This window comes from Burkholderia semiarida, from assembly GCF_029268935.1.
Classification (GTDB): domain Bacteria; phylum Pseudomonadota; class Gammaproteobacteria; order Burkholderiales; family Burkholderiaceae; genus Burkholderia; species Burkholderia semiarida.
Genome location: NZ_JAHLCL010000005.1, coordinates 1,249,843 through 1,265,426, shown reverse-complemented (window position 1 = coordinate 1,265,426; position 15,584 = coordinate 1,249,843). Strand labels below are relative to the sequence as shown.

The window sequence follows — 15,584 nt, the reverse complement described above, 5'->3', positions numbered from 1 at the left end:
CGTGACCTGTCCCGCGACGGCTTCGACGAACGCGCAAGCGCGCTCGTCCGCTCGATTGCGTGTCGCGTGATCGCGCCAACACGCTGTGCCGACAGGCGCGGCGCGCTGAAGCACCGAGCCGGTCGTTGCGTGACAACGCACCGACCGGCTCGCACGACAGCGAAGCACGCGGCACAACCGCCGATCGGATACGGCACCCTTTCAGACAGAACCCGACCGTTAATGCGGAGCACTCCAGAACAGCTCGTCAGCACACGTCCTGCATGTTCCTCGCCAGATCGTCGAGCAGCATCCGCGCGGTCGCGACGTTGGTCGCGACCGGCACGTCGTGCACGTCGCACGCGCGCACCAGCGCGGTGATGTCGGGGTCGTGCGGCTGCGCGGTCATCGGGTCGCGCAGGAACACGACGAGGTCGACGCGGCCGTCGGCCAGTTCCGCGCCGATCTGCAGGTCGCCGCCGAGCGGCCCCGACAGCTTGCGCTCGACCTCAAGCCCGTGCGCGGCCGCGATGCGGCCGCCCGTCGTGCCCGTCGCGACCAGCCGGCATTGCGCGAGCGTCTCGCGAAACTGACCCGCGAGCGCGACGATCTCGTCCTTCTTCGCGTCATGCGCGATCAGTGCGATACGGGGTTTGCTCATCTCCAGTTCCTTCGTCGTTCGGTTGTCGTCGTCGTGAATCGAAAAGCGCGGGTCAGAACGTGCCCGGATACGCGCCGCCGTCGAGCAGCCAGTTCTGCCCGGTGATGTAGCCCGCGTGCACGCTGCACAGGAACGCGCAGGCCGCGCCGAATTCGGCACGCGTGCCGAGGCGCCCGGCCGGGATGTCCTTCGTGCGGCGCGCGCGCATCTCGTCGACCGTCACGCCCTGCGCCTTCGCCGACGCGGCGAGCGTCGTCGCGATCCGGTCGGTATCGAACAGCCCCGGCAGCAGGTTGTTGATCGTCACGCCCTGCCCCGCGACCTTGCGCGACAGCCCCGCGACGAAGCCGGTCAGCCCCGAGCGCGCGCCGTTCGACAACGCCAGCACGTCGATCGGCGCCTTCACCGCCGAACTCGTGATGTTGACGATCCGGCCGAAGCCGCGCGCGATCATCCCGTCGATGGTCGCGCGGATCAGCTCGATCGGCGTCAGCATGTTCGCGTCGAGCGCGCGGATCCAGTCGTCGTGGGAGAAATCGCGGAAGTCGCCGGGCGGCGGGCCGCCGGCATTCGTCACGAGAATGTCCGGCTGCGGGCACGCGGCGAGCGCGGCCGCGCGGCCGTCCGGCGTCGTGATGTCGCACGCGACCGCCGTGACCGACACGTTCGCGCCGGCGCGGATCTCTTCCGCGGTTTCCTCCAGCGTGTCGCGCGTGCGCGCGACGATCACGAGGTTCACGCCCTCGGCGGCCAGCGCTTCCGCGCAGCCGCGCCCGAGGCCCTTGCTGGCCGCGCACACGAGCGCGGTCTTTCCTTCGATGCCGAGATCCATCTTCGCTTCCCTGGTGGCGCGCGTGCCGACGCGGCTCCCCGTTGCCGCCGGCCGGCAGGCAAACGGGCGAACGGGCGGGCGCGGCACGCGGATTGTCGTGAGACGTCGATAATATCCGGATCGCGCGGCGCGCCTTGGTAAAATTGCGGCCATGAGCGACGGCCGGCCCACACCCGCCGCCGCCCCCGATCCCCTTTTGCCGTCAAGGCACCCCGTCATGAAACAGGACAGCCGTTTCCCGAACCTCTTCATCACCGATCACCCGCTGATCCAGCACAAGCTCACGCACATGCGCGACAAGGACACGTCCACGCGCACGTTCCGCGAACTGCTGCGCGAGATCACGCTGCTGATGGGCTATGAGATCACCCGCAATCTGCCGATCACGACCAAGCGGGTCGAAACCCCGCTGGTGGCGGTCGACGCACCGGTGATCGCCGGCAAGAAGCTCGCGATCGTGCCCGTGCTGCGCGCGGGCATCGGGATGTCGGACGGCCTGCTTGACCTGGTGCCGTCCGCGCGCGTCGGCCACATCGGCGTGTACCGCGCCGACGACCATCGCCCGGTCGAATACCTGGTGCGCCTGCCGGACCTGGAAGACCGCATCTTCATCCTGTGCGACCCGATGGTCGCGACCGGCTATTCGGCCGTGCACGCGGTCGACGTGCTCAAGCGCCGCAACGTGCCGGCCGCGAACATCATGTTCGTCGCGCTCGTCGCCGCGCCCGAGGGCGTGCAGGTGTTCCAGGACGCGCACCCCGACGTGAAGCTGTTCGTCGCGTCGCTCGACTCGCACCTGAACGAGCACGCGTACATCGTGCCGGGCCTGGGCGACGCCGGCGACCGCCTGTTCGGCACCAAGAACTGACCGCACCAGGCGTCCGGCGCCGCCGTGCCGCGCGGCCCGGCGCGCCGCGACGGCCGCCCGGCCGTTCGGCCATGCGCAGCGGCCCCGAACCGGCGGTCGCCGCGTGATAAAATCACGCTCCACTCGACACGCGCGGCCCCGCGGCTTCATGCCCGCCGACACGGCCGCCGATTCAACGACACACTGAAACAATCGCCCGCGCCGCGCGCCCGGGCACGGAGAAAGGTATGGCTGGTCATTCGAAATGGGCCAACATCAAGCATAAGAAGGCAGCGGCCGACGCGAAGCGCGGCAAGATCTGGACCCGCCTGATCAAGGAAATCCAGGTGGCGGCGCGCCTCGGCGGCGGCGACGTCAACTCGAACCCGCGCCTGCGTCTCGCGGTCGACAAGGCAGCCGACGCGAACATGCCGAAGGACAACGTCAAGCGCGCGATCGATCGCGGCGTCGGCGGCGCGGACGGCGCGAACTACGAAGAGATCCGTTACGAAGGCTACGGCATCGGCGGCGCGGCGATCATCGTCGACACGCTGACCGACAACCGCACGCGCACGGTCGCGGAAGTGCGCCACGCATTCTCGAAGTTCGGCGGCAACATGGGCACCGACGGCTCGGTCGCGTTCATGTTCGATCACGTCGGCCAGTTCCTGTTCGCGCCCGGCACGTCGGAAGACGCGCTGATGGAAGCCGCGCTCGAAGCCGGCGCGAACGACGTCAACACGAACGACGACGGCTCGATCGAAGTGCTGTGCGACTGGCAGGCATTCTCGGCGGTGAAGGACGCGCTCGAAGCCGCGGGCTTCAAGGCCGAACTCGCCGAAGTGACGATGAAGCCGCAGAACGAAGTCGAATTCACCGGCGACGACGCGGCGAAGATGCAAAAGCTGCTGGACGCGCTCGAGAACCTCGACGACGTGCAGGACGTGTACACGAACGCCGTCATCGTCGAGGAATGAGATGCCGGCCGCCGCGCACCTGTCGCGGCGGCGGCCCGACCGATTCCGCGGCCGGCGCGCCTGAGCGTGCCGGCCGCCCTGTTTTCTAGTCTGCGGGGAATCCCATGAAACTACTCGTCGTCGGTTCCGGCGGCCGCGAACATGCGCTGGCGTGGAAGCTCGCGCAGTCGCCGCGCGTCCAGATGGTCTACGTCGCGCCCGGCAATGGCGGCACGGCGCGGGACGAGCGTCTGAAGAACGTCGACATCACGGCGCTCGACGAACTCGCCGATTTCGCGGAACGCGAAGGCGTCGCGTTCACGCTCGTCGGGCCGGAAGCGCCGCTCGCGGCCGGCATCGTCAACCTGTTCCGCGCACGCGGCCTGAAGGTATTCGGCCCGACCCGCGAAGCCGCGCAGCTCGAAAGCTCGAAGGATTTCGCGAAGGCGTTCATGAAGCGCCACGGCATCCCGACCGCCGACTACGAAACCTTCGCCGACGCGGCCGCCGCCCATGCGTACATCGACGCGAAGGGCGCGCCGATCGTCGTGAAGGCCGACGGCCTCGCGGCCGGCAAGGGCGTCGTCGTCGCGATGACGCTGGAAGAAGCGCATGCGGCCGTCGACATGATGCTGTCGGGCAACAAGCTCGGCGATGCCGGCGCGCGCGTCGTGATCGAGGAATTCCTCGATGGCGAGGAAGCCAGCTTCATCGTGATGGTCGACGGCAAGCATGCGCTGGCACTGGCTTCGAGCCAGGACCACAAGCGCCTGCTCGACGAGGATCGCGGCCCGAACACCGGCGGCATGGGCGCGTATTCGCCCGCGCCGATCGTCACGCCGCAGATGCACGCACGCGTGATGCGCGAGATCATCATGCCGACCGTGCGCGGGATGGAGAAGGACGGCATCCGCTTCACGGGCTTCCTGTACGCGGGCCTGATGATCGACAAGGACGGCAATCCGCGCACGCTCGAGTTCAACTGCCGGATGGGCGACCCGGAAACGCAGCCGATCATGGCGCGCCTGAAGAGCGATTTCTCGAAGGTCGTCGAGCAGGCGATCGCGGGCACGCTCGACACCGTCGAGCTCGACTGGGATCGCCGTACCGCGCTGGGCGTCGTGCTGGCCGCGCACGGCTACCCGGACGCGCCGCGCAAGGGCGACCGCATCAACGGCATCCCGGCCGAAACCGAACAGGCCGTGACGTTCCATGCGGGCACGACGCTCGCCGACGGCGACAAGCTCGTGACGTCCGGCGGACGCGTGCTGTGCGTGGTCGGCCTCGCCGATTCGGTGCGCGAAGCGCAGCAGCATGCATACGACACGATCAACCAGATCAACTTCGAAGGCATGCAGTACCGCCGCGACATCGGCTTTCGCGCGCTCAACCGCAAGAGCGCGTGACGTCGCCGTCGCCGCCCCGCGCGCTCGCGGCGGCGGCCCCTCTGCCGGGGTTCGATAGAATGCCCGGCAGACGCTTTTTTTACGGCCCCCGCGTCAAGCGGGGGCAGCCAGTCCAGACATGACCGATTCGACCTACGACGTGGCGCGCGTGCGCACGTACCTCCAGGGCCTGCAGACACGGATCGCCGACGCGCTCGGCGCGCTCGACGGCACGCCGCTCGCGACCGACACGTGGCAGCGCGGGCCGGCCGAACGCCTGCGCGGCGGCGGCTGCACGCGGATTCTCGAAGGCGGCCGCGTGTTCGAACGCGCGGGAATCGGCTTTTCCGACGTCGCGGGCGACGCGCTGCCGCCGTCGGCGAGCGCGGCGCGCCCGCAGCTCGCGGGCCGCGGCTTCGAGGCGCTCGGCGTGTCGCTCGTGCTGCACCCGCGCAATCCGTACTGCCCGACCGTGCACATGAACGTGCGGATGCTGATCGCGACGAAACCGGGCGAGGCGCCCGTGTTCTGGTTCGGCGGCGGCATGGATCTGACGCCGGTTTACGGTTTCGAGGACGATGCGCGGCATTTCCACCAGACCTGCAAGGATGCGCTCGACCCGTTCGGCCTCGAGCTCTACCCGCGCTTCAAGCAATGGTGCGACGAATATTTCTTCCTGAAGCACCGCAACGAAACGCGCGGCATCGGCGGGATCTTCTTCGACGATTTCTCGGAGCCCGGTTTCGAACGCTCGTTTGACCTGATGCAAAGCGTCGGCGATGCGTTCCTGCACGCGTACCTGCCGATCGTCGAGCGCCGCGCCGAGTTGCCGTACGGCGAGCGCGAGCGCGACTTCCAGGCATACCGGCGCGGCCGCTACGTCGAATTCAACCTCGTGTTCGACCGCGGCACGCTGTTCGGGCTGCAAAGCGGCGGCCGGACCGAGTCGATCCTGATGTCGATGCCGCCGGTCGCGAACTGGCGCTACAACTGGCAGCCCGAGCCGGGCTCGCCGGAAGCGCGCCTGTATAGCGACTTCCTCGTGCCGCGCGACTGGGTCTGAACCCGCGCGCCCCGCTGCCCCAACGAAAGGACGCGTTTCTCTGGACACCACCACCCGCCCCGCCCCGCTGCCGCGCCGTATCGGCTTGCTGGGCGGCACCTTCGACCCGATCCACGACGGCCATCTCGCGCTCGCGCGCCGGTTCGCCGAACTGCTCGACCTGACCGAACTCGTGTTGCTGCCCGCCGGGCAGCCGTACCAGAAACGCGACGTGTCGGCCGCCGAGCACCGGCTCGCGATGACGCGTGCGGCCGCCGGCACGCTGTCCGTGCCGGGCGTGACCGTGACGGTCGCCACCGACGAGATCGAGCACACCGGCCCGACCTACACCGTCGAGACGCTCGCGCGCTGGCGCGAGCGGATCGGCCCGGATGCGTCGCTGTCGCTGCTGATCGGCGCCGACCAGCTCGTGCGCCTCGATACGTGGCGCGACTGGCGCACGCTGTTCGACTACGCGCACATCGGTGTGTCGACGCGCCCGGGCTTCGAGCTCGGCGCCGCGCCGCCGGACGTCGCGCGGGAAATCGCCGCGCGGCAGGCCGGCGCCGACGTGCTGAAGGCCACGCCGGCAGGCCGCCTGCTGATCGATACGACCCTTTCGTTCGACATCGCCGCGACCGACATCCGCGCGCACCTGCGCGAATGCATCGCACGCCATGCGCAAATGCCCGACGCGTCGGCCGAACATGTGCCGGCCGCCGTATGGGCCTATATTCTTCAACATCGCCTCTACCATTCCTGAACCCATGGATATTCGCAAACTGCAGCGCGTGATCGTCGACGCCCTCGAAGACGTCAAGGCGCAAGACATCAAGGTGTTCAACACCAGCCACCTGACCGAACTGTTCGACCGCGTGGTCGTCGCCTCGGGCACTTCCAACCGCCAGACCAAGGCCCTCGCGTCGAACGTGCGCGACAAGGTCAAGGAAGCCGGCGGCGACGTCGTCAGCTCCGAAGGCGAGGACACCGGCGAATGGGTGCTGGTCGACTGCGGCGACGCGGTCGTGCACATCCTGCAACCGGCGCTGCGCCAGTACTACAACCTCGAGGAAATCTGGGGCGACAAGCCCGTGCGGATGAAGCTCGGCGGCGGCAAGGGCAACGGCTTCGCGACGGCGAGCGAAGACGACGAGGAAGAGGAAGAAGCGCCCGCCCGCCCGGCGCGCAAGACGGCCGCCCGCCGCCGCTGAGTCGCGGCGCGTCTCCCCGATGAAGCTTTTCATCCTCGCGGTCGGCCACAAGATGCCGGGCTGGATCGCATCCGGCTTCGACGAATACACGAAGCGGATGCCGCCCGAGCTGCGCATCGAGTTGCGCGAAATCAAGCCTGAACTGCGTTCGGGCGGCCGCAGCGCCGACAGCGTGATGGCGGCCGAACGGCAGAAGATCGAGGCCGCGCTGCCGAAGGGCGCGCGGCTCGTCGCGCTCGACGAGCGCGGCCGCGACTGGACCACGATGCAGCTCGCGCAGGCGCTGCCCGGCTGGCAGCAGGACGGCCGCGACGTCGCGTTCGTGATCGGCGGGGCCGACGGGCTCGATCCGGAGCTGAAAGCGCGCGCCGACGTGCTGCTGCGCATCTCGAGCATGACGCTGCCGCACGGCATGGTGCGCGTGCTGCTCGCCGAACAGCTTTACCGGGCGTGGAGCATCACGCAGAATCACCCCTACCACCGCGCATGACGTGCCATCCTCGAGACGCGCGCCGCGCGCGCTCAACGAGATAACGACACCATGCCGTCCAGCACGCCCCCCGCACTTTTCCCGACCCCGCTTTTCCAGACGCTCTACCTCGCTTCGCAAAGCCCGCGCCGCCAGGAGCTGCTGCGGCAGATCGGCGTACGCTTCGAGCTGCTGCTGCCGCGCCCCGACGAGGACGCCGAGGCGCTCGAAGCCGAGCTTCCCGGCGAAGCCGCCGACGCTTACGTGCGGCGCGTGACCGTCGCGAAGGCCGAGGCCGCGCGGGCGCGCCTCGTCGCGAGCGGCAAGCCGGCCGCGCCGGTGCTCGTCGCCGACACCACCGTGACGATCGACGGTGCGATCCTCGGCAAGCCGGCCGACGCCGACGATGCGCTCGCGATGCTGACCCGCCTCGCGGGCCGCGAACACGAGGTGCTCACCGCGGTTGCCGTGATCGGCGCCGACGGCGAACTGCTGCAGCCCGCGCTGTCGCGCTCGTCGGTGCGCTTTGCGGCTGCCCCGCGCGACGCCTTCGCGCGCTACGTCGAAACCGGCGAGCCGTTCGGCAAGGCGGGCGCGTATGCGATCCAGGGGCGCGCCGCTGAATTCATCGAGCGAATCGACGGTTCCCATTCGGGTATCATGGGTCTGCCCCTTTTTGAGACTGCCGCGTTGCTGCGCACCGCGCGCCTCGCCTTCTGAATCCCACCATGAACGAAGAAATCCTGATCAACCTCACGCCCCAGGAAACGCGGGTCGCACTCGTCCAGCAAGGCGCGGTGCAGGAGCTTCACGTCGAGCGCACGCTGTCGCGCGGGCGGGTCGGCAACATCTATCTGGGCAAGGTCGTGCGCGTGCTGCCCGGCATGCAGTCGGCGTTCATCGACATCGGCCTCGAGCGCGCGGCGTTCCTGCACGTCGCCGACATCTGGCATCCGCGCCTCGCCGGCGAGCCGCAGTCGGGCGCGCCGCACCAGCCGATCGAGAAGATCGTGTTCGAAGGCCAGACACTGATGGTCCAGGTGATCAAGGATCCGATCGGCACGAAGGGCGCGCGGCTGTCGACGCAAGTCAGCATCGCGGGCCGCACGCTCGTGTATCTGCCACAGGAACCGCACATCGGGATCTCGCAGAAGATCGAGAGCGAGGCCGAGCGCGAGGCCGTGCGCGCGCGCCTGACGGCCGTGATCCCGCCGGACGAGAAAGGCGGCTACATCGTACGCACGATCGCCGAGGATGCGACCTCCGAGGAGCTGGCCGGCGACGTCACGTACCTGCGCAAGACGTGGGCGACGATCGTCGCGCAAGCGCAGCGGCTGCCGGCGACGAGCCTGCTGTACCAGGATCTCGATCTCGCGCAGCGCGTGCTGCGCGATTTCGCGAACGACGACACGACGCGCATCCAGGTCGATTCGCGCGAGACGTACACGCGTCTCGCGGAATTCGCGGGCGAGTTCACGCCAGCCGTGAGCCCGAAGCTGCATCACTACACGGGCGAGCGGCCGCTGTTCGACCTGTACAACATCGAGACGGAGATCCAGCGCGCGCTGTCGCGCCGCGTCGACCTGAAGTCGGGCGGTTACCTGATGATCGACCAGACGGAGGCGATGACGACGATCGACGTGAACACGGGCGGCTACGTCGGCGCGCGCAACTTCGACGACACGATCTTCAAGACCAACCTCGAGGCCGCGCACACGATCGCGCGGCAACTGCGGCTGCGCAACCTCGGCGGCATCATCATCATCGACTTCATCGACATGGAAAACGCCGAGCATCGCGACGCGGTGCTGTCCGAGCTGAAGAAGGCGCTGTCGCGCGACCGCACCCGCGTGACGGTCAACGGCTTCTCGCAACTCGGGCTCGTCGAGATGACGCGCAAGCGCACGCGCGAATCGCTCGCGCACGTGCTGTGCGAACCGTGCCCGACCTGCCAGGGCAAGGGCCAGGTGAAGACGTCGCGCACCGTGTGCTACGACATCCTGCGCGAGATCCTGCGCGAATCGCGGCAGTTCAACCCGCGCGAGTTCCGCGTGATCGCCGCGCAGCAGGTGATCGACCTGTTCCTCGACGAGGAGTCGCAGCATCTGGCGATGCTGATCGATTTCATCGGCAAGCCGGTGTCGCTGCAAGTGGAATCGAACCTGAGCCAGGAGCAGTACGACATCGTGCTGATGTAACCTTTCGCCCATCCGCCGCCAGCATTGCCGGGCGGTGCCCCGATGCGGCGTCCGGGCTGTTCGCGCATGCCGCGCCGGCCCCGCCGCCGCCCTTTCATTGACCCTTTTCGCATTCACCACACACCATGAGCCAAGGCCACAACCGCCGCCAGCGCAAGAAACTCCACATCGGCGAATTCCAGGAACTCGCGTTCAACGCGACCGCGCATTACCGCAACGACATGACCGACCTCGAGCGCGGCCAGTTGATCGATGCGTTCATCGACTTCGTCGAAGCGAACGGGCTGCTGACCGTCGCGTCCGCGGACGAAGGCATCGGCGCGTACGTGATCTCCGGCGCGCCGCGCGGCACGACGACCGACGCCGACCGCGAACGCGTGCGCGGGTGGCTGGCCGCCCGCCCGGAACTGACCGACGTCAAGGTCAGCGAATTCACCGACGCGTGGTATCCGGACGCCTGATTTCGGGGTTTCACGCGGCCTAAGACGGCGCTCGCGCCGTCCCGCCACGACGGCCGGCCACGCTGGCGTCGCTTTTTCGAATGGTCATGATCGCGGCGGGCGTTGCGACGCTGAAGTCGCTGTCCGCGGGCGTCGGCTCCGCTCGCCGAGCCGACGCACCGGCGGCGCCCGCGTCGTTGTCGACGATCCGGCGCCGCGGCCGGACCGCCGACCGGCCTCCGATCCCTTCCTTTTCCCGACGGCCGGCCTGCAACCCGCCATCGAAATCGGACCTGAAAGCAAGACACGTTAAACTCTCACCTCGCGTGGTGCGCCGCCCGCACCCGCCATCCATCGCCAGCCGCGTGCCCTCGGGCCGCCCCCGACCCATGGAGTGAGTGTCAATGAGCGGCGGACTCCCGTTTCCCGCATCCCGCAAGTCGTTGCCGTCGTCGACGGTCTTCCTGATTCTCGCCGCCGCCGCGCTGCTGTCCGGCTGCGGACTGCTGCCGGTCCAGAACCCGCCCGCACCGATCAGCGAGGCGCTCGTCGAGCCGGTCGAGGAGACAGCCGGCGAGCCGCTGACGATGCCGCCCGTGCCCGCGCCGACGCAACCGGAGGCGCCGGAAGCGCCGAAGAAGCCGCACCGCGAGGTCGCTCGGCCGAAGCCCGTGCAGCGCCCCGAATCGCCGACCCCGCCGCCGCCGCCGCCCCCGCCGATCGTCGCGACGCGCCCGCTCGACCGTACCCAGATCCATGCGCTGCTCGACAGCGAGGTCGCGCGCCGCAACGGCAAGGTGGTCGGCCGCGCGGTCGACATGGTGGTCGACGCGAGCGGCAAGCCGCGCGAGATGATCGTCAATCTGCAGGGCTTCATGGGCATCGGCGACCGCAAGGTCATCTTCCCGTGGAACGTGTTCCGCTTCACGCCGGGCGGCAAGCAGGAGCCGATCGTGCTCGACGTACCGTCGGGCGACCTGCCGCCGGCCGCGCGGCCGAAGGCCGTGCCGCTGTCCGGCTCGGCCGCGGCGTCGCCGGCGACGCGCCTGCCGATGCTCGACAGCGACGTCGAGCGCCCGAACGGCACGAAGATCGGCCGGATCGTCGACGTGCTGATCGACCGCGGCGCCCAGCCGCAGGCCGTCGTGCTCGACCTCGGCGGGCTCGTCAATACCGACCGGCGTTCGATCGCCGCGAGCTGGGGCGCGCTGCGCTTCGTCACGCGCGACAAGGCGCTGCGCGCGCAACTCGACCTGAACGACGCGCAGATCAAGGCGTCGCCGCCGTACGCGGCCGACAGACCGATCGTCGCCGTCTTCCCGCCCGTTGCCCCGGCGGCGCCGGCTTCGTCTGCGAGTGCCACCCGATGACGATCAAGCATTCCGTCAGCGTTCGCAGTCTCCGGGCCCTCGACTGGCTCAACTTTTTCGTTGCAAACGTTCAAACCGGGTTCGGTCCGTTCATCGCGTCCTACCTCGCGTCGCACAAGTGGACGCAGGGCGAGATCGGCATGGTGCTGTCGATCGGCACGATCAGCGCGATGGTCAGCCAGGTGCCGGGCGGCGCCGCCGTCGATGCGCTGAAAAACAAGAAAGGCGCGGCCGCGTGGGCGATCGCGGCCATCATCCTGTCCGCGGTGCTGCTCGCGTCGAGCCCGACGATCGTGCCGGTGATCGCCGCCGAGGTGTTCCACGGTTTTGCCAGCTGCATGCTGGTGCCGGCGATGGCGGCGATCTCGTTCTCGCTCGTCGGCCGCGCCGACCTCGGCGACCGGCTCGGCCGCAACGCGCGCTGGGCGTCGATCGGCAGCGCGGTCGCGGCCGGCCTGATGGGGCTGACCGGCGAATACTTCTCCGCGCGCGCGGTGTTCTGGCTGACCGCCGTGCTGGCGCTGCCCGCGCTGTTCGCGCTCGCGATGATCCAGCCGACGCACCAGGTGATTCCGCAGTCGTCGAAGCCTGACGACGTCGACGAAGCCGGCGAGCGCGAAACGCTGCTCGAACTGCTGCGCGATCGCCGGATGCTGATCTTCGCGGCCTGCGTCGTGCTGTTCCATCTGTCGAACGCCGCGATGCTGAACCTCGCGGCCGGCGAAGTCACGGCCGGGATGGGCGAGAACGTGCAGCTCGTGATCGCCGCGTGCATCATCGTGCCGCAGGCGATCGTCGCGATGCTGTCGCCATGGGTCGGCCGCTCCGCGCAGCGCTGGGGGCGCCGGCCGATCCTGCTGCTCGGCTTCTCCGCGCTGCCGGTGCGCGCGCTGCTGTTCGCCGGCGTCAGCAGTCCGTACCTGCTCGTGCCGGTGCAGATGCTCGACGGCATCAGCGCGGCCGTGTTCGGCGTGATGCTGCCGCTGATCGCGGCCGACGTCGCGGGCGGCAAGGGCCGCTACAACCTGTGTATCGGGCTGTTCGGGCTCGCGGCCGGGATCGGCGCGACGCTCAGCACCGCGGTGGCCGGCTACGTCGCCGATCACTTCGGCAACGCGGTCAGCTTCTTCGGGCTCGCGGCCGCCGGCGCGCTCGCGGTGCTGCTGGTGTGGCTCGTGATGCCCGAAACGCGCGTCGGGAACGGCGACGCGACGGCCGACGAACCGGCGGCCGCGTCGCCCGAACAGGCGCATTGACGGCGGCGCACCGCCGCTACCCGCTTCTTGACCGACGCACGATGGATACGATCAGGACACTCAACGAAGCCCGTCAGCAGATCCAGCAGTCGATCTTCGATCTGTTCAAGGGGCTGTCATTCAGCGAGCGGCTCGCGCAAGGCGGACTGATGGCGCTGCAGGCGGTGTGCGGCGCGTGCCTTGCGTATGCGATCGGCCGCGCGATGCATACCGAGCAGGCCGTATGGGCGGCGATCACCGCGATCGCGGTCACGCAGCACAACTACTCGGACACGATGTCGCTGTCGCGCGACCAGTTCATCGGCGCGATGGTCGGCGGCGTACTCGGTTTCGCCGGTGCGGCGCTGGGCGGCGATCGCCTCGTCGCGTACGCGATCACGGTCGCGGTCGTGATCGTCTGCTGCTGGTGCCTGAACATCGGCAGCGCGGCACGGCTCGGTGGCGTGACCGCGACGATCGTGCTGCTGTTCCCGGGCAACGGCCCGCTGTGGGACGTTCCGCTGATCCGGCTCGGCGAAGTGACGCTCGGCACGGTGTGCGCGCTCGGCGTGTGCTGGGTGATGTCGAGAATCGAGCGGCGCTGGTTCCGCCGCGCGGCGGCAAGGTGATGCGGCGCCGGGCGACGCGCCCGGCAGCCGGATGAACGATCGGAACGCTGCGTGACGGTGACGGGTGACGGGCCGGGTGGTTACGGACCGACCCGCAGCACGATGCCCGAGCCGATCTGCACGAGCAGGTAGTCGCCGCCGACGCCGACCCAGTGATAGCCGCGCGGCGGCGCGCTCAGGTGGTAGCCGCGCCAGTCGTCGACCACGTACTGACGATCGCGGAATTCGTCCGGCAGCCGGTCGCCCTTGTGCCAGTCGCGGCGCGGCCCGTCGGCCCAGCGCGGCGGTACGTCGTCGCGATGCATCGCGTGGCCGGGCGGCACGTGTTTCGGACCATGCCCGCGATGCATGCCGGGGCCGCCGCGGTCATCGCGATCGCCGTGGTTGCCGTGATCCTGCGCCATCGCCGCCGTCGCGGCGCAGCCCGCCGCGATCAGTGCGGCCAGCATCATGCCGTGCATCCTCTTCATTGCCCTTCCCTCCGTGGTGTCACGTCGAACAAGAAACGACCAGGACTGCCCGATGAAGATAGCACACGGCATCGCGTGGCCGCATGACCCTGGGTCACGCCGCCTGCTGCTGATACTGGATCCGGTGCAGATGCGCGTAGAGGCCGCCGTGGCGCAGCAGTTCGTCGTGGCTGCCCTCTTCGACGATCTTGCCGGCCTCGAGCACGAGGATGCGGTCCGCGCGCTCGATCGTCGACAGCCGGTGCGCGATCACCAGCGTCGTACGACCTTCCATCAGCCGTTCGAGCGCGGCCTGCACGTGGCGCTCCGACTCGGAATCGAGCGCCGACGTCGCTTCGTCGAGGATCAGGATCGGCGCGTCCTTGTAGATCGCGCGCGCAATCGCGAGCCGCTGTCGCTGGCCGCCGGACAGCCGCATCCCGTTGCCGCCGACCAGCGTGTCGAGCCCGTCGGGCATCGCGGCGACCGCGTCGGCGAGGTTCGCGGCCTCGAGCGCGGCCTGCACGCGCGCCCGGTCGGGCGTCTGCCCGTAGGCGACGTTCGCGGCGATCGTGTCGTTGAACAGCACGACGTCCTGGCTGACCATCGCCATCTGGCTGCGCAGTGCGTGGAGGTCGTAGTCGGATACCGACACGCCGTCGACCAGGATCGTGCCGTCCGTCGGGTCGAAGAAGCGCGGCAGCAGGTTCACGAGCGTCGTCTTGCCGCTGCCGGACGGGCCGGCCAGCGCGATCATTTCGCCCGGCGCGACCTTGAACGAGATGCGGTCGAGCGTCGGCCGCTCGGCCGCGCCGTAGTCGAACGACACGGCGCGGAACTCGATCTCGCCGCGCGCCTGCGACAGCGGCCGCCCGCCGCCCTGCGGCTCGGCCGGCTCGTCGATCAGCCCGAAGATCAGCTCGGCGGCCGTCATCCCCCGCTGCAGCGGCTGGTTGACGTCGATCAGGTGCTTGAGCGGCGAGATCACGAGCAGCATCGACGTGACGAACGCGACGAACCCGCCGACCGTCGTCTGGTCGTTCGACGACTGCACGACCGCGATCGTGATCACGACCGCGAGCGCGATCGACGCGAGAAACTGCGTGAGCGGCTGCGCGAGGCCGCCCGAGATCGTCATGCGCATCGCGTAGCCGCGCAGGCGCTTGCTCATCGTCGTGAAGCGGTCCATCTCGTACGCTTCGCCGTTGTGCACCTTGACGACCTTGTAGCCGCCGACCGTCTCCTCGACGATGTACGACAGTTCGTTGGTGAGCGTCTGGTGTTCGCGGTTCAGGCGACGCAGCCGGCGATTGATCTTGCTGACGAGCCAGCCGATGCCCGGCAGGATCACCGCGACGATCAGCGTGAGCCGCCAGTTCAGGTAGAACAGGTAGCCGAGCAGGAAGATCACCGTCAGCGAATCGCGCACGAGCGTGACCATCACGCCCGTCAGCACCGACAGGATCTGGTTGACCTCGAACACGATCGCGTTGATCACGGTGCTCGCGGTTTCGCGCTGGAAGAACGACGCGCCGGTATGGATCATCCGCTGGAACATCTCGAGCCGCAGTTGCAGCAGGATGCGGTTCGATACGTAGTTGAGCAGGTAGTTGGACGTGTATTGCGACACGCCGCGCACGAGCGCGAGGCCGATCACCGCGATCGGCACGTACCATTTCGCGCGGTCGCTGCCGTGCGCGCCGAAGCCGTGGTCGAGCAGCGGCTTGAGCAGCGCCGGAATCCCGGCCTCGGTAGCCGCGACGACGCCCATCGTCATCACGGCGAGCACCACGATGCCGATGAGCGGCCGGATGTACGGCCACAGGCGTTTGAGAACCGTGATCGGCGACGTACCGGTGCCGTCCATCGGTTTGCGAAGAG

General features: G+C 68.9%; 17 protein-coding genes. 13 read left to right on the top strand and 4 right to left on the bottom strand.

From position 1 onward, the window contains the following. Positions 1 to 247: 247 nt before the first annotated feature. Positions 248 to 640: a methylglyoxal synthase gene (locus tag KPB06_RS12600; RefSeq protein WP_059583666.1), complete on the bottom strand. Its 393-nt coding sequence runs from the start codon at positions 638 to 640 to the stop codon at positions 248 to 250. Between the two features lie 52 nt (positions 641 to 692). Continuing rightward, positions 693 to 1,472: an SDR family oxidoreductase gene (locus tag KPB06_RS12595; protein WP_060312052.1), complete on the bottom strand. Its 780-nt coding sequence runs from the start codon at positions 1,470 to 1,472 to the stop codon at positions 693 to 695. Between the two features lie 217 nt (positions 1,473 to 1,689). Here KPB06_RS12595 and upp point away from each other — a divergent pair, with 217 nt between their 5' ends. The 13 genes from upp (at position 1,690) to KPB06_RS12530 (ending at position 13,254) form a co-directional block, all read left to right on the top strand. Continuing rightward, positions 1,690 to 2,340 carry a uracil phosphoribosyltransferase gene (gene upp, locus KPB06_RS12590; RefSeq protein WP_006481871.1) on the top strand — a complete coding sequence of 217 codons (651 nt, stop codon included), beginning with the start codon at positions 1,690 to 1,692 and terminating at the stop codon, positions 2,338 to 2,340. A 227-nt stretch (positions 2,341 to 2,567) separates the two neighbouring features. Beyond that, complete coding sequence (locus KPB06_RS12585) at positions 2,568 to 3,296, top strand: YebC/PmpR family DNA-binding transcriptional regulator (protein ID WP_059583669.1); 729 nt, start codon at positions 2,568 to 2,570, stop codon at positions 3,294 to 3,296. 104 nt (positions 3,297 to 3,400) lie between these two features. After that, a complete protein-coding gene (purD, locus tag KPB06_RS12580) occupies positions 3,401 to 4,681 on the top strand; it encodes a phosphoribosylamine--glycine ligase (protein ID WP_060312050.1) in 1,281 nt (426 codons plus the stop codon). Positions 4,682 to 4,799: 118 nt separating this feature from the next. Then, the gene (hemF, locus tag KPB06_RS12575; RefSeq protein WP_060312048.1) at positions 4,800 to 5,723 is read left to right on the top strand and encodes an oxygen-dependent coproporphyrinogen oxidase; all 924 of its coding nucleotides are present in this window, start codon (positions 4,800 to 4,802) and stop codon (positions 5,721 to 5,723) included. Beyond that, the gene (locus tag KPB06_RS12570; RefSeq protein WP_373453012.1) at positions 5,689 to 6,465 is read left to right on the top strand and encodes a nicotinate-nucleotide adenylyltransferase; all 777 of its coding nucleotides are present in this window, start codon (positions 5,689 to 5,691) and stop codon (positions 6,463 to 6,465) included. The genes hemF and KPB06_RS12570 overlap by 35 nt, the downstream gene beginning before the upstream one ends. Before the next feature lie 4 nt (positions 6,466 to 6,469). Continuing rightward, the gene (gene rsfS, locus KPB06_RS12565) at positions 6,470 to 6,913 is read left to right on the top strand and encodes a ribosome silencing factor (RefSeq protein ID WP_006484266.1); all 444 of its coding nucleotides are present in this window, start codon (positions 6,470 to 6,472) and stop codon (positions 6,911 to 6,913) included. 19 nt (positions 6,914 to 6,932) lie between these two features. Next, positions 6,933 to 7,403, top strand: a complete 471-nt coding sequence (gene rlmH, locus KPB06_RS12560) for a 23S rRNA (pseudouridine(1915)-N(3))-methyltransferase RlmH (protein ID WP_048249282.1) — start codon at positions 6,933 to 6,935, stop codon at positions 7,401 to 7,403. Between the two features lie 51 nt (positions 7,404 to 7,454). Beyond that, positions 7,455 to 8,102 carry a Maf family protein gene (locus KPB06_RS12555; protein WP_226290403.1) on the top strand — a complete coding sequence of 216 codons (648 nt, stop codon included), beginning with the start codon at positions 7,455 to 7,457 and terminating at the stop codon, positions 8,100 to 8,102. 8 nt (positions 8,103 to 8,110) lie between these two features. Further along, the gene (rng, locus tag KPB06_RS12550; protein WP_059583675.1) at positions 8,111 to 9,580 is read left to right on the top strand and encodes a ribonuclease G; all 1,470 of its coding nucleotides are present in this window, start codon (positions 8,111 to 8,113) and stop codon (positions 9,578 to 9,580) included. Positions 9,581 to 9,705: 125 nt separating this feature from the next. Then, entirely contained in the window at positions 9,706 to 10,041 is a 336-nt protein-coding gene (locus KPB06_RS12545) for a YggL 50S ribosome-binding family protein (RefSeq protein WP_059583676.1), read from the top strand. A gap of 383 nt (positions 10,042 to 10,424) precedes the next feature. Further along, complete coding sequence (locus tag KPB06_RS12540) at positions 10,425 to 11,390, top strand: PRC-barrel domain-containing protein (protein ID WP_275905614.1); 966 nt, start codon at positions 10,425 to 10,427, stop codon at positions 11,388 to 11,390. Continuing rightward, the gene (locus tag KPB06_RS12535) at positions 11,387 to 12,646 is read left to right on the top strand and encodes an MFS transporter (RefSeq protein WP_059583682.1); all 1,260 of its coding nucleotides are present in this window, start codon (positions 11,387 to 11,389) and stop codon (positions 12,644 to 12,646) included. The genes KPB06_RS12540 and KPB06_RS12535 overlap by 4 nt, the downstream gene beginning before the upstream one ends. Positions 12,647 to 12,687: 41 nt before the next feature. After that, the gene (locus tag KPB06_RS12530; protein WP_060312012.1) at positions 12,688 to 13,254 is read left to right on the top strand and encodes an FUSC family protein; all 567 of its coding nucleotides are present in this window, start codon (positions 12,688 to 12,690) and stop codon (positions 13,252 to 13,254) included. An 80-nt stretch (positions 13,255 to 13,334) separates the two neighbouring features. Here the strand turns inward: KPB06_RS12530 and KPB06_RS12525 are convergent, their stop codons facing one another. Together KPB06_RS12525 and msbA are read right to left on the bottom strand one after the other, a co-directional pair. Continuing rightward, positions 13,335 to 13,724 carry an RcnB family protein gene (locus KPB06_RS12525; RefSeq protein WP_059583685.1) on the bottom strand — a complete coding sequence of 130 codons (390 nt, stop codon included), beginning with the start codon at positions 13,722 to 13,724 and terminating at the stop codon, positions 13,335 to 13,337. 94 nt (positions 13,725 to 13,818) lie between these two features. After that, complete coding sequence (gene msbA, locus KPB06_RS12520; RefSeq protein WP_059646519.1) at positions 13,819 to 15,570, bottom strand: lipid A export permease/ATP-binding protein MsbA; 1,752 nt, start codon at positions 15,568 to 15,570, stop codon at positions 13,819 to 13,821. Positions 15,571 to 15,584 lie beyond the last annotated feature (14 nt).

Excerpts from the sequence above, each read along its gene's own strand:
- KPB06_RS12600 (WP_059583666.1), bottom strand. The coding sequence starts at position 640 with ATGAGCAAACCCCGTATCGCACTGATCGCGCATGACGCGAAGAAGGAC.
- KPB06_RS12595 (WP_060312052.1), bottom strand. The coding sequence starts at position 1,472 with ATGGATCTCGGCATCGAAGGAAAGACCGCGCTCGTGTGCGCGGCCAGC.
- upp (WP_006481871.1), top strand. The coding sequence starts at position 1,690 with ATGAAACAGGACAGCCGTTTCCCGAACCTCTTCATCACCGATCACCCG.
- KPB06_RS12585 (WP_059583669.1), top strand. The coding sequence starts at position 2,568 with ATGGCTGGTCATTCGAAATGGGCCAACATCAAGCATAAGAAGGCAGCG.
- purD (WP_060312050.1), top strand. The coding sequence starts at position 3,401 with ATGAAACTACTCGTCGTCGGTTCCGGCGGCCGCGAACATGCGCTGGCG.
- hemF (WP_060312048.1), top strand. The coding sequence starts at position 4,800 with ATGACCGATTCGACCTACGACGTGGCGCGCGTGCGCACGTACCTCCAG.
- rsfS (WP_006484266.1), top strand. The coding sequence starts at position 6,470 with ATGGATATTCGCAAACTGCAGCGCGTGATCGTCGACGCCCTCGAAGAC.
- rlmH (WP_048249282.1), top strand. The coding sequence starts at position 6,933 with ATGAAGCTTTTCATCCTCGCGGTCGGCCACAAGATGCCGGGCTGGATC.
- KPB06_RS12555 (WP_226290403.1), top strand. The coding sequence starts at position 7,455 with ATGCCGTCCAGCACGCCCCCCGCACTTTTCCCGACCCCGCTTTTCCAG.
- rng (WP_059583675.1), top strand. The coding sequence starts at position 8,111 with ATGAACGAAGAAATCCTGATCAACCTCACGCCCCAGGAAACGCGGGTC.
- KPB06_RS12545 (WP_059583676.1), top strand. The coding sequence starts at position 9,706 with ATGAGCCAAGGCCACAACCGCCGCCAGCGCAAGAAACTCCACATCGGC.
- KPB06_RS12540 (WP_275905614.1), top strand. The coding sequence starts at position 10,425 with ATGAGCGGCGGACTCCCGTTTCCCGCATCCCGCAAGTCGTTGCCGTCG.
- KPB06_RS12535 (WP_059583682.1), top strand. The coding sequence starts at position 11,387 with ATGACGATCAAGCATTCCGTCAGCGTTCGCAGTCTCCGGGCCCTCGAC.
- KPB06_RS12530 (WP_060312012.1), top strand. The coding sequence starts at position 12,688 with ATGGATACGATCAGGACACTCAACGAAGCCCGTCAGCAGATCCAGCAG.
- KPB06_RS12525 (WP_059583685.1), bottom strand. The coding sequence starts at position 13,724 with ATGAAGAGGATGCACGGCATGATGCTGGCCGCACTGATCGCGGCGGGC.
- msbA (WP_059646519.1), bottom strand. The coding sequence starts at position 15,570 with ATGGACGGCACCGGTACGTCGCCGATCACGGTTCTCAAACGCCTGTGG.